Raw genomic sequence first — 12,824 nt, 5'->3', positions numbered from 1 at the left:
GATACTAGCCTCATCGATGAGTTGAACGTTCAAGTCAATGGCGGTCGAGCCCGGTCGCGAGTCGACGTTCGAACCACGGAGTTCCCGTGCAGGTCTAGGAGTCGCCATGAACATCGCCCTGTGGATCATCGCCATCGTGTTGGCCGTCGCCTTCGGCCTGGCCGGGCTGATGAAGCTGGCCCAACCCCGCGAGAAGCTCGCCGAGTCGGGGATGGGTTGGGTCGACGACTTCAGCCCCACCGCGGTCAAGACGATCGGCGGTCTCGAGGTACTCGGCGCGATCGGGCTGTTCCTGCCCGCAGCGGTGAACATCGCCCCGATCCTCGTACCCATCGCGGCCACCGGTCTGGCGTTGGTCATGGTCGGCGCGATCGTCGTGCACGCCCGACGCGGTGAGGCCCAGGTGATCCCGGTCAACGTGGTGCTGCTGGTGCTCGCCGCGATCGTGATGTGGGGCCGATTCGGCCCCTACGCATTCTGAGTCGGGTTGCGGCCATGCGTGATCCGTTTGATCCCGAAACACCTGCCGGCGCCTATGACGACCTGGTCGCGCGGGTCCTGCCCCGGGCGCGGGCGCAACGGACATGGGAGCCGGCCGACGGTCCGCTACCCGCACTGTTCGTGAGCCACGGCGCCCCGCCGACCCTCGACGATCCGGACTGGCTCGACGATCTGTTCACCTGGGCACAGACCATGCCCAAACCCCGGGCGATCGTGGTGGTGTCCGCACACTGGGAGAACGCTCCCCTGGCGGTCTCCGCCACGGGGGCGGGCACACCCCTCTACTACGACTTCGGCGGCTTCGCCCCTCGCTACTACACACTGCAGTACCGCACGCCGGACGCCACATCACTGGCCCAACGCGTGGCCGGCGCGCTGCTCCCGACCACGCCCCTGCACCGGCATCAGACGCGCGGCCTCGATCACGGTGCGTTCATCCCGTTGATGGCGATGTACCCGACCGCCGACATCCCGGTCATCCAGTTGAGCATGCCGAGCCTCGACCCCGAGGCGCTCCTCGATCTCGGTCGGCGGCTGCGCCCGCTGCGTGCCGAGGGCGTCCTGGTGATCGGCTCGGGTTTCATGACCCACAGCTTCGAGGTGTTCCGGCGACCGGGCCTCCTTCCCCACATCCAGGACTTCGACGACTGGGCGGCCGACGCGCTCGCCCGCGGCGACGTCGACGCACTCGTCGACTACCGCAGGAAGGCGCCCGCCGCACGGATCAGCCACCCGACGGCCGACCACTTCGTGCCCCTGTTGCTGACGCTCGGCGCGTCGACCGATCCGGGTGCCCGCACCCACACGGCGTTCAGCCGGATCGTGTTCGGAAACTCGATCCGGTCGATCCAGGTCGACTGAGGCGACGACCGCCCCGGTAGCACACGCCGACAACCACTCCCGACGATGGAGCCGGGACCGAGCCGCCCAAAGTGCACCGCGACAACCACTCCCGACGGTAGAGCCGGGACCGAGCCGCCAGGCGAGGACCCGAGTCGAAACCCAGTGAGCCGACACTGTCAGCAACCACCACCGACAACCACCTACGAAGATCTCGACACGGCGCCTCGCTACGCTCGATACCGGCTCAATCACCAACCACAACAACCACTCCCGACGGTTGAGCCGAGACCGAACCGCACCGATCGACGTCATCAGCTGGTTCGTCGCGCTCGCCAGAGCGCAACCACGGCGACGATCAACGACACCACCGCTACGCCCGCAACACCCCAGAACCACCAGGGCAGCGGGATCGTCACCCGAAGTTCCATCGCCACATCATGGGCGCGCCCATCGGCGTCGATCGATTTCAGGATCAGCTGGTGCCGTCCCTGCGGGACGTCGTCCGGTATCGCGACCAACAGGTCCACCGGCTTACCGGACTCGATCAGTATCCTGCCGAGCACCCTGGGTTCGGAGTGCATCCACAGTGCAGCCGCGCAGGTCGCCAACGGACAGAAGGACTGAACCGAACCACTGATCACCGGTTCGGCCACCGGCACGACGACCCGCGCGATTCCGCCGGCGACACCGCTGTATGGCCGAGTCGCATCGGTGAAGTCGACAGTGGTCGACGGTTCAAATGACGTGAACCGGGACAGCTGGAAGGTCGCGGGTAGGTCCCCAACCGACTTTCGATCCTTCACCGCCGACGACCAGGCGACCAGACCGGCGGCAATCGCCCCGTGCCCGGCGATATTCGGATGCAGGAGCTCGGCTTTCGTCGCACTGGCCGCGCCATCGTCCCCGGCAGCGACACCACCGAGGGTCGATGACGCCCAGTCCAGGACCAAGGCCCCGGCCCCGCTGTTCTTGCTCGCCGGGACGATGTAGGGCTCGCTGTCACAGGCGGTGTGGTTGGGCTGCGCCGCGCGGATCACCTCCGAGGCGTAGTAGATCTCGGCACCCGCACCCGAAGCCACCGCGACGTTCCTCGCGATCGCGTCGTTCAGCGCCCGCTGGACGTCGTCTACGAACCGGATCTCGTTGCGGCTCAGCGATTCACATATGGTTCCGCGATCTGCGGGGGGCAATGCCTGCAGGTACGGCAGGACGATCACCGGGGCGGCGGCCCCGCCCCGGGCCGCCCGCTTGTCCGCTGTGTTGATCACCCGCGAGATCTCGGTGTAGTAGCGCGGCAACTGATCGAGACTCGCCAAACCCCGCTCCACTTCTTGGCGCACAGAGTCGATCGTCGAACAGTCCTCGGCGGTGAGGCATGCGGTCGCGATATCGCCGAATCCGATGTCGTTGCCGCCAATGGTGAGGAACACCGCCGAGGGAGCATCTGCGCCCGCGAGCATCTGCAGCTGTCCGGTCGAGGTCTTGAACCCCTTGTCGTCACCGATCTGCGGTGAGATCAGGTCCACCATCACCGCCCCACTGCACGCGATGTTGCGGACGTCGCGATTCTTCGCGGTGGCGAGTAGTTGGCTTGCGTACTGGGTGTCGCTCCGGTGGCACAGCGCGCCGTGCGAACTGTCCGACGGCAGGTAGTTCCCCGTCCCCTCACCCGACGAATAGGAGTCGCCCATGACGATCGCCGACGCCGGCGAGGCCAGGATGTCTTTGAGGACTTGACCTCCTCTGGATGGGTCGATGTCCTTGCTGACCACTATCGAGCCGCGTTCGACCTCGGGGAAGGTCGTTTCCCCCCACGCACTCACCGACCAGTTCAACGCACCGGAATTGCCGGCCGGACCGGTGGAGACCAACCAGGATCTCTTTTGGTGTTCCCCGGATCCCAGGGCCCCCAAGGCGAATCGGGGCGGGATCACCGCGGGGAGGATTCCGCTGCCGTCCTCGCCGCGGTTGAACTGCAGCCCGACCCACGCGTTCGGGATGCGGGTGGACCCACTGTTGCGGACCTCCACGCTGATCTCGGTCTGCCCACCCGACGGCGCGACACTGCCGGCGGTTACGTCGACGCCGAGCGATGGGACGGTCAGCGCCGAGAGCCGCTCCCCCAGTGCCGCACTGTCATCGGCGGTGTAGTACTGCCCCTGGGTGGCAGCGGCGATGCACTGCAGCTCTTCGGCGCCGCCGTCGGAGATCTGGAAGCCGACACCACTGATGGTGATGTCGAATCCGCTGCCGGCGAGTTCCTTTGCGGTGTCACACGGATCATCACCGCAGTTGCTCTCGCCGTCGGACACGAGCACCATCGTCGCCCCGGTCCGACCGCGATCCCGCATGTCCTTCGCGACGTTCTTCAGCGCGTCTGCTGTCGGAGTTCCGCCATCGGCCGACAGATCACGGATGGTGGCCGACAGGGCGGCCGGGTCGTCGACGCGTCTGACGTCGGCGCCCGGGACGAATCCACCTGCGTCGCAGGATCCGTCACCAGGGTAGGTCCACAGCCCGATCTCGGCGCCGCGGGGCTGGCCGTTCACGAGGTCGATCATCGCGTCCTTGGCGCCGTCGAGTTTGACCACCCCGGCGCCGTCCGTCTCGTTCATCGATCCGGACAGGTCGAAGACGATCACCAACGGTTTGACGGCGTTGCTCGAGGGTGCGGCTGCCGCGGGTGGCGCCGGGACGCCTGCGAGCAAACCCGTGAGAAGTGCGGCCAAGACGACGCACACAGATCTCGGAGCCCACCAGGACCCGGTTCGGGGAGCACTCACTCACGACCCCAGTCGTTTGATCGCGTCGGCGCTGCCGATCAGACGTGCGTCGCCGAGAACCGCTGAGAGCGAGTCGGTTCCGGGGCTGACCCTGGTCACCACGATCGACAGTCGGAGAGCTCCGGTGATGGTGGCGTCGAGTTCGACCGTCGTGCCGTATCCGGCGGTCACCGATGCCACCCTTCGGCCGTCCGCGAAGACGTCCACCCGCGCCGCGGCGGCACGGTCGTCGTCGGTGTCGGAGATCCCGACCGTGGCGGTCAGCTGATCTGCCGCGCGTTTGGTCACCCACTCGTAGTTCGACGACTGCCGGGACCCCGCCGAACAGGCCAACGAGTTCTGGTAGTCCTTGCCATTCAGTGAGTACGTGCCCGACGAACAGCCGCTGCCGGCGGAGCTGATCTTGCGCAGGTACACCGACGTCCCGGCCTCGGCGACGACGAGTTCGACGTTCGTCGGCAGGGATTGTCCCTGTACCGGTGTGGACGCGACCACCGATCCGGGTGCCGCGCCGGGCTGATATCGCTTGACGATCGCGACCTCGGCACCGAGTTTCTGCAGTGCCACCGAGAGTTCCTGCCCGCTCTGGCCGGTGAGCTGGGGCATGGTGGCCTCGGTGGACAGCACCAGCGACGCCTCCGAGACGCCCTCGGTACCCGACGCCGGTTTCTGGCCGATCACCGTTCCCACCGCACCGGCCGCCGGTTCTGTGGTCGTTGTGATCCTGGCCGGGTCGACGCCGATATCGGCGAGCACCTGCCGTGCAACATCCTGGTCGAGGCCGCGGAGATCCGGCATGGCCGATCCGGTTCCGCCCACGGCCGGGAGCGCAGCTGCCGTGACCACGGACGGCACCGGCGAGGTTCCTCGGTTCGCCCATTCATTCTGCGCGAGGTAGCCGCCGACGGCGCCGCCCGCGATCAGGGCGATCACCGAGGCGATCACCCCGACGATCAACGGCTTCCGCCGGCGGCCGGGCGCCGGTGCATTCAGTCCGTGTCCCGCGGGCGCACGTCGGTCTGGCAAGCCGTCGCCGGCGGCGCGTTTCGCCGCCTTCTCGGCCCTACGACGTTCTCGCCGTGATTGTTCGGGTCGGCCTGCCACCGGTCGGGCGATGAACTCGGTCGCCATCTCTGCGGGGCCGGCGGCCGAGGACACCGGCGGTGGAGGTGCGGCCCCCGCAACCGGGATCGGCGCCGGCGGAGGAGTTCCCGGCACGTGGTGCGGCGTCGTCTGCTGAGTGGGCTTCGGGTGGGTCGGCAGCGGTTGCGACCGAGGTGCCTGCTGCACCGGTCCCTGTTGCGCGGGTCCCCGTTGTGCCGGTCCCTGTTGCGTGGGTCGCGGCTGCGTGCCACGTCCACCCGTGTTGTTCGGATCCACTCCCGGGGCCGAGGGCGGGATCTGCGAGTGAGGTGGTCGTCGCGGGGGCTGGAATCCGGAGCCGCCGGGCCCGCTTGGTCCGTTCGTCATACGCCGCAATTCTCAACCGTGGCAGTTCCCTTGCGGCACCGCGCAGAGTTGCGAGGTTAACACCAAGGCAACCTGGCCACTGTCCTCTGTACGGGTGAACACTGCATCGCGCGTGGGGATTCGGCGGTTTCATCGTCAGGCAAGAGTCGACCCCCGCTCCGATCCGTATCCCTGCCGGTCAGGCGCCGACGCGAGCCGACGGTCCAGGGGCACAGCCCATTCGAGCACGATCTGCTCATCGAGTGCCTGGAGGCGTTCGACGATCGGCGGCCGCTGATCCTCCGAGCACTGCTCGAGCAGCGTCCCGTAGAGCGCACGCAGGCGCCGTTGCACCTGCGCCTGATTCCGGCTGTGACGACGGATCTCGTCGGTACCGATTGCCACATAATCGCCCCAGCTGCGCCGATATCCGTCGACCAGGGTTGCCTGCCGGGCCACCACGTCCACACGTACCCGCGGGGCAAGCATCAGCAACAGGTCCTCGGTGTGGTCGAGGGCCACGACCACGCTGCTCGGATCGTTGCCCGCGCTCGAGATCGCCTTGAGCGCGATGTCGGAGATCGACTGCAATGCCGCCGATGGGCTCACCGACGGCTGGTGGGTGTCACCGAAGAACAGGCAGCGCAACACCTTGGGGGTGGCCACGCGATCCTGTCCGGGCCCGGTCACCGCGATCACCCCGACATCGTGCGGGACGTAGTCGCCGACGGCGACAAGCAGATCGAAACGCACCTCCCACCGAACGGCCAGCGCCTGCAGTCGCGGGATGTTCACCGCGAGCAACACACGGCCCCGACTCGCGGTCTCCCGCAGAGGGATCACGGTGCGCGGCTGTTCGTCGTGCTCGTCGCGCGATCCCGCGGCAGGCTCCGCTCCTGGCGATTCGGCACCGCCGTCGTGGACGTCCGGGTACTGACGACGCACCGCTCCACGACCGTCGGCGGCGATCCACCGCAACAGTTGCGCCGAGTTGAGGACCGTCCCCACCTTGGTGACGAGTGCGACGAACAAGAAGGCGGAGACGACGGTCAGCACGGCAGCGATCGCGGTCGAGATACCAGGTGTGGTGTCATCCGGCTCCGACAACGCGAGATCCATCGCGACCATGACGCTGAACACGAAGGTGGCCAGGAAGAATCCGATCGACCAGCGCATCGTCGGTTCCCGTTGCAGGCGGGGGATCACCCGCACCGAGATCTGCGACGCACCGAACTGCATGGCAAGGGTGACCGCGGTGAACACCAGACCGGTGAGGGTGGCCATCGCGCCGGCGATCACACCGAGAACCGTGGCGAGCGTTCCGGAATCGACGTCCAAACCGACGGATTCGTCGAGGGTGATGCACAGGATCGCGGTGACGATCGCGAGGACGATCAGGACCGCGGGCAGCCGCCAGGTGGGCGCCACACGTAGCGCCCGCCGGGTACGGTGCCACCGGATCGCGGTGGCGATCGCGTTGGGTGCCACGGCCTTCGGCACCGCGTTGTCGGCGACCGGCAGCTGTGGAGTGAGGGCGGGCGGCTTGTCGGGGACACCGAACCGTCCGGCAAGGGCCTCCTGCACGACGATCTTCCAGCGGATCAGGGGTTCGCGATACCGGACCTCACGGGCGACGGCCTTCTCGTACTTGGCCTCTCGCGATCCGTAGAACCACCGCGACCATGGTGATGCCGGACGGGCCACCCGAATCGCGCCGAACAGCAGCAGGAACGGCAGGAACATCCCTACCAGCCCGGTCCAGAGCTTGCCCTTCGCGAGGGTGATCACCGCGAGCAGCACGTTGATCGCCACCCCGATCACCACGCCGATTCGCTCGGACGGATCCGCAGTGTGTTGCCAGTCCCCCACCGCAGCCGAGATGTCCAGCGGCCGCAGCCCCACCAGGAAGAGCCCGCCGATCGCAACGGCGACGAACACCGCGTCCACCGACGAGCGGCCCTCCTCCTCCCAGTACACGTCGCGCAGGTGCAGGATGAGGGCGAACTCGTCGAGCACCAGGGCACAGCCGATCCCGAAGATCGACGCGAGGACCGCATCGGCGATCGGGGCGTCGTAGCGGGCGACGGCGATCAGCCCGAACCCCGACAACGCCATCATGATCACGCCGAAGAACTCGTGATGCAGGTGCAGTCCGCCAGGCGCCACGTTTCCCGGCCACCAGCTGACCTCGGCGCGGATCATCCGCACGCTGAACCGGATGAACAGGAAGGTCAGGATGAACGCGATCAGGAACAGGAACAACGGCAGCCGTCCGGGATCGATGACGGTGCGGTGGAACCAATCGGTCATCTCTGAAGTCCTCGATCCCTGCACGGTCCGGTCCGTATTGCACTGCCGATGAGCCTAGGGGATCAGGGGCCCGTCTACGAGTGATGTGGATGCCGCTGCATGGCTCGCCCGAGGCCGAACCATGCCATCCACGGCTTCGATCCCGGGGTCGACGCATGCCACGCACGCCATCGATGATCGTTCCGGGACACCGATTGATGATTGTGCGAGAATTCCCGGCGATGATCGAGCCGGGACGCCCATTGCTGATTGAGCCGGGACGCACATTGATGATTGAGCCGGGACCGAGCGTAGCGAGGACCCGAGTCGAAATCCCCGCAGCACACGCTGGGAGGCGACCACCTCCGAAGTGGTCAAGTCGACGACGTCGGCCGTCTGAGGTTTCGACACGCCTCGTCGCTACGCTCCTCATCGGCTCAACCATGTACGGCCAAAAGGTGATTGAGCCGGGACCGAGCGTAGCGAGGACCCGTGTCGAAATCTCCGCAACATACGCTGGGAGGCGACCACTTCCAAAGTGGGGACGCCGACGACTCGGCCGTCTGAGTTTTCGACACGCCTCGTCGCTTCGCTCCTCATCGGCTCGACCACCAACCGCTGCTTGCTGATTGAGCCGGGACCCCGTTTGTTGATTGAGCCGGGACCCCGTTTGTTGATTGAGCCGGGACCACCGTTGCTGATTGAGCCGGGACCGAGCGTAGCGAGGACCCGTGTCGAAATCCCCGCAACATACGCTGGGAGGTGACCACCTCCGAGGTGGTCACGTCGACGACGTCGGCCGTCTGAGGTTTCGACACGCCTCGTCGCTCCGCTCCCCTTCAGCTCAACCACCAACCGCCACTTGTCGATCACGCCGAACCAGAGCCGAAAACCAACCACCCCAAACCCCTTGCACACACCATCGAACACCTGTACCATAAAAGAATCTTCACGCGACAGGGGGTGAGCGTCGATGGCCAACGAGACCGATACCGGTACAACCGAACCCAGGACCGACGCGGCCCGTGCACTCGCCCTGATCACGCAAGGGTTGGACCTACTCGCCGCCGCCGACCTCACCGCCAGGAACGCCGACACCCTGATCACCATCGCGAAAACCGCCGAAAAATCGTTGAACCGGTTGACCTTCCAAAGCGACCGGGTGATCACCGAAATCAACCACCGAGACATCCACCGCGACCGCGGCTACCGCACCATCTTCGCGTTCATGGACACCGAACTCCACGCCTCCACCTGCAAAGCCCGACTCGAACGGATGGACCGCGTCCAACCCGAACGCTCCCTGACCGGCGAACCCACCCAGGCCGAATACCCCGAACTCGCGAAAGTGTTCGCCTCCGGCGACGCCGGCCCCACCCACATCGACATCGCCCTGTCCTGGCTCAAGAAAATCCCCCTCGCCGCCGCCTACGACGAAAAAATCGCCGCCGAACGCACCCTCGCCGGACACGCCACCGAATTCGGGGCCTCTGCACTCGGCACCTGCGGCTCCCGCATCATCGCCCACATCGACCCCGACGGCGAGCTGATCGAGAAGAAAGACCGCGACCGTCGACGCGGAATCACCCTCGGCAAACAAGGCGCCGACGGCATGTCCAAACTGTCCGGCTACGTCGACCCCATCCTGCGAGCCCGACTCGAAACACTCTTCGCCGCCTGGGCCAAATACGGGGTCAACAACCCCGACCAGCAGAACAGCATCATCGGCGACAGCCGCACCGCCGAGATGGTCGACCCCGACGCCCTGGAGGCCGCCGCCGTCAAAGACATGCGCACCCAAGCCCAACGCAACCACGATGCAGTGAACGCCCTACTGACCGCCGTGTTCGCCGACGGAATGCTCGGCACAACCAACATGGGTGTCCCGATCCAACTGATCGTCAAAACCGATGTCAACGACCTGATCCGCGAAGCCGGCTACGCCATCACCGCGACCGGAACCCTGATCCCCATCCCGGACCTGATCGACCTCGCCGCCGACGCCCAAATGTATCTATCAGTGTTCAAAGACCACACCGCCATCCCCCTGTACTTCGGGCAAGCCAAACGGATAGCCACGAAACATCAACGATTGATGTTGTTCTCCGCACCCGACGGACATCACTGCTCGGCACCCGGATGCGACCGAGCAGCAGCACACGTCGAAATCCATCACGCAGTCAAAGACTTCGCCGACGGCGGCCGGACCGACATCATCGAGTTGGCACCGGCCTGCCCCACCCACCACCGCATGGTCGGTGACCAACCCGGCCAATACACCACCGGGAAAGTCAGGTCGGGTCCGGACGAGGGCCGCACCTGGTGGCAACGCAACACCAAACCCGGCCAACCCCACAACGAGAAACACGTCAACCGGCTCCCCGACGTCGGACAACAGTATGTGGCACACCTGGCACAAGTACGCGCCGAAATCCACGGCACCGAAACCAACACCAGCAGCACCGAGACCGGTCAACCCGCCAAGGTCACTCTCGACAGCACCACCGACGACGGATTCGTCATGATCGACGACGATGCTCTGGTGATCACGGTGTTCGACCCACCCCTCGACCTCGACACCGGTCTGGACCAGAACCCCGACGACACCGGGATGAGACTCCCCATCCGGGAAGTCATCACCCCCGTCGGACCGATCGAGACCCGCCTGGTCGAGATCCTCGAAATCCTCGGACTCTGACCGCCCACTGGTGCCCGGGACCATGGTCTCGGGCACCACGAACCCGGGGACCCCCACTGACGAACGCAACGAGACCACCTGCATGACAGGTGGTCTCGTCGTGACTGTCTTCAGTTGTCTGCGACAGGTCCCTCAGACGCCGGCGGTCGCCCCGGTCAGGGGCGGGTGAGCGGCGAGTACTGCGTTCTCGTCGTCGCTGAAAGCCCGTGAGCGGGAGAGGAACCGCACCCCCTCGGGCGCCTCGAGGCTGAATCCGGCACCCCGGCCCTTGACGACGTCGAGGACCAGCTGGGTGTGTTTCCACAGTTCGAACTGGTCACCGTTGATCCAGACCCGCACGGCGGGAAGCGGTTCCGGGAGGACGATCTCGCCCACCAGCACATCGCGCTGGCCCACCCGGTACTCGCCGACGGGATAACACATCGGGGCGGAACCGTCACAGCATCCACCGCTCTGGTGGATCATGAGGCCGCCGTGCAACTCCGACAACTTGGTCAGGAGCTGCACGGCGGTGTCTGTGGCGACCACCCGATCAGGAACGTTCTGTTCTGACACGGGGTTCACCTGCTTTCGGTCGAGCTGGCTCAGAAGCGGCGGGATCTCCCGATCAGAAGAAGCCCTTCGCGTTCTGAGCGTAACCGACCAGCAGGTTCTTGGTCTGCTGGTAGTGCTCGAGCATCATCAGGTGGGTCTCGCGACCGATGCCCGACTGCTTGTAACCACCGAAGGCGGCGTGGGCCGGGTAGTCGTGGTAGGTGTTGGTCCACACACGACCGGCCTGGATCTCGCGGCCGGCGCGGTAGGCGGTGGCACCGTCGCGGCTCCAGACGCCGGCACCGAGACCGTAGAGGGTGTCGTTGGCGATGTGGATGGCGTCCGCGTAGTCCTTGAAGGTGGTCACGGCCAGCACCGGGCCGAAGATCTCCTCCTGGAAGATGCGCATCTTGTTGTGGCCGTCGAAGACGGTCGGCTTGATGTAGTAGCCGTCGGACAGGTCGCCTCCGAGGTCGGCGGCCTCGCCACCGATGAGGACCTTGGCGCCCTCTTCCTTACCGATCGCCAGGTACGACTGGATCTTCTCGTACTGGTCGTTGGACGCCTGGGCACCCATCATGGTGTCGGTGTCGAGTGGGTTGCCCTGCTTGATCTTCGAGACACGGTCGACGGCCTTCTCGAGGAAGCTGTCGTAGATGCTCTCCTGGACCAGAGCGCGGCTCGGGCACGTGCAGACCTCACCCTGATTGAGGGCGAACATGCTGAAGCCCTCCAGCGCACGGTCGAGGAATCCGTCGTCGGCCGACATGACGTCGGAGAAGAAGATGTTGGGGCTCTTGCCGCCCAGCTCGAGGGTGACCGGTATCAGGTTCTCCGAGGCGTACTGCATGATCAGGCGGCCGGTGGTGGTCTCACCGGTGAACGCGATCTTGCGGATGCGGTTGCTCGAGGCGAGCGGCTTGCCGGCCTCGACGCCGAAGCCGTTGACCACGTTGATCACACCGGCCGGGAGCAGGTCGGCGATCAGGCTCATGACGTACAGGATCGACGCCGGGGTCTGCTCGGCCGGCTTGAGGACCACTGCGTTGCCTGCGGCGAGCGCGGGGGCGAGCTTCCACACGGCCATCAGGATCGGGAAGTTCCACGGGATGATCTGTCCGACGACGCCCAGCGGCTCATGGAAGTGGTAGGCGACGGTGTCCTCGTCGATCTCGGAGATCGACCCTTCCTGGGCGCGCAGGGCACCGGCGAAGTAACGGAAGTGATCGATCGCGAGCGGGATGTCGGCGGCCAGGGTCTCGCGGACGGCCTTGCCGTTGTCCCAGGTCTCGGCGACGGCGATCTTCTCGAGGTTCTCCTCGAGGCGGTCGGCGATGCGCAGCAGCACCAGCGAACGCTCGGCGACCGAGGTCTTGCCCCACACCGGGGCGGCCTTGTGGGCGGCGTCGAGCGCGAGGTCGATGTCCTCGGCGGTCGAGCGGGCGACCTCACAGAAGGTCTTGCCGTCCACCGGGGACGGGTTCTCGAAGTACTGGCCCTTCACCGGAGGGGTCCACTGGCCGCCGATCCAGTTGTCGTAACGCGACTCGAAGCTCATCACCGAGCCCGCAGTGCCCGGCTTTGCGTAGACAGTCATCTCTTCTCCAGCTCCTCAGTGCATTCATCTGGGTGTCACCGGCGGTTCAACGCCCCACCAATGTGATCTGTTGCACAGCCTAGGAGTGGTGTGGTTGCAGCCACGTTGCAGATGCGTTTGCAACGTTGGG

Annotated in this window: 8 protein-coding genes; 3 read left to right on the top strand and 5 right to left on the bottom strand. The window is 66.0% G+C overall.

Annotated features, from left to right (window positions below; all coding sequences use genetic code 11):
- The first annotated feature begins 106 nt into the window (after positions 1–106).
- Both ACWDUA_RS14345 and ACWDUA_RS14340 read left to right on the top strand, forming a co-directional pair.
- Positions 107–481, top strand: coding sequence for a DoxX family protein (locus tag ACWDUA_RS14345; protein WP_449751672.1), 375 nt, complete (start codon positions 107–109; stop codon positions 479–481).
- A 14-nt stretch (positions 482–495) separates the two neighbouring features.
- The gene (locus ACWDUA_RS14340) at positions 496–1,362 is read left to right on the top strand and encodes a DODA-type extradiol aromatic ring-opening family dioxygenase (RefSeq protein ID WP_449751671.1); all 867 of its coding nucleotides are present in this window, start codon (positions 496–498) and stop codon (positions 1,360–1,362) included.
- A 293-nt stretch (positions 1,363–1,655) separates the two neighbouring features.
- Here the strand turns inward: ACWDUA_RS14340 and ACWDUA_RS14335 are convergent, their stop codons facing one another.
- The 3 genes from ACWDUA_RS14335 to ACWDUA_RS14325 form a co-directional block, all read right to left on the bottom strand.
- Positions 1,656–4,073 (bottom strand): VWA domain-containing protein, encoded by a 2,418-nt coding sequence (locus ACWDUA_RS14335; RefSeq protein WP_449751670.1) that lies wholly within the window; start codon positions 4,071–4,073, stop codon positions 1,656–1,658.
- A gap of 54 nt (positions 4,074–4,127) precedes the next feature.
- The gene (locus ACWDUA_RS14330; RefSeq protein ID WP_449751669.1) at positions 4,128–5,285 is read right to left on the bottom strand and encodes a PASTA domain-containing protein; all 1,158 of its coding nucleotides are present in this window, start codon (positions 5,283–5,285) and stop codon (positions 4,128–4,130) included.
- Between the two features lie 447 nt (positions 5,286–5,732).
- Positions 5,733–7,886, bottom strand: coding sequence for a DUF2254 family protein (locus ACWDUA_RS14325; protein ID WP_449751668.1), 2,154 nt, complete (start codon positions 7,884–7,886; stop codon positions 5,733–5,735).
- A gap of 952 nt (positions 7,887–8,838) precedes the next feature.
- Between ACWDUA_RS14325 and ACWDUA_RS14320 the strand changes: the two genes are divergently transcribed.
- Complete coding sequence (locus tag ACWDUA_RS14320) at positions 8,839–10,563, top strand: DUF222 domain-containing protein (RefSeq protein ID WP_449751667.1); 1,725 nt, start codon at positions 8,839–8,841, stop codon at positions 10,561–10,563.
- A 132-nt stretch (positions 10,564–10,695) separates the two neighbouring features.
- Here the strand turns inward: ACWDUA_RS14320 and ACWDUA_RS14315 are convergent, their stop codons facing one another.
- Both ACWDUA_RS14315 and adh read right to left on the bottom strand, forming a co-directional pair.
- Positions 10,696–11,118, bottom strand: coding sequence for a DUF779 domain-containing protein (locus ACWDUA_RS14315; RefSeq protein WP_020792178.1), 423 nt, complete (start codon positions 11,116–11,118; stop codon positions 10,696–10,698).
- Between the two features lie 52 nt (positions 11,119–11,170).
- Positions 11,171–12,694 (bottom strand): aldehyde dehydrogenase, encoded by a 1,524-nt coding sequence (gene adh, locus ACWDUA_RS14310; protein ID WP_053776971.1) that lies wholly within the window; start codon positions 12,692–12,694, stop codon positions 11,171–11,173.
- Positions 12,695–12,824: the final 130 nt, after the last annotated feature.

The sequence above is a fragment of the Gordonia sp. NPDC003376 genome, assembly GCF_053589235.1.
This window is presented reverse-complemented; position numbering and strand designations above follow the sequence as displayed.

Bases quoted from the DNA above. Each gene is read 5' to 3' on its own strand.
- ACWDUA_RS14340 (WP_449751671.1), top strand. From the start codon at position 496: ATGCGTGATCCGTTTGATCCCGAAACACCTGCCGGCGCCTATGACGAC.
- ACWDUA_RS14325 (WP_449751668.1), bottom strand. From the start codon at position 7,886: ATGACCGATTGGTTCCACCGCACCGTCATCGATCCCGGACGGCTGCCG.
- adh (WP_053776971.1), bottom strand. From the start codon at position 12,694: ATGACTGTCTACGCAAAGCCGGGCACTGCGGGCTCGGTGATGAGCTTC.
- ACWDUA_RS14345 (WP_449751672.1), top strand. From the start codon at position 107: ATGAACATCGCCCTGTGGATCATCGCCATCGTGTTGGCCGTCGCCTTC.
- ACWDUA_RS14320 (WP_449751667.1), top strand. From the start codon at position 8,839: ATGGCCAACGAGACCGATACCGGTACAACCGAACCCAGGACCGACGCG.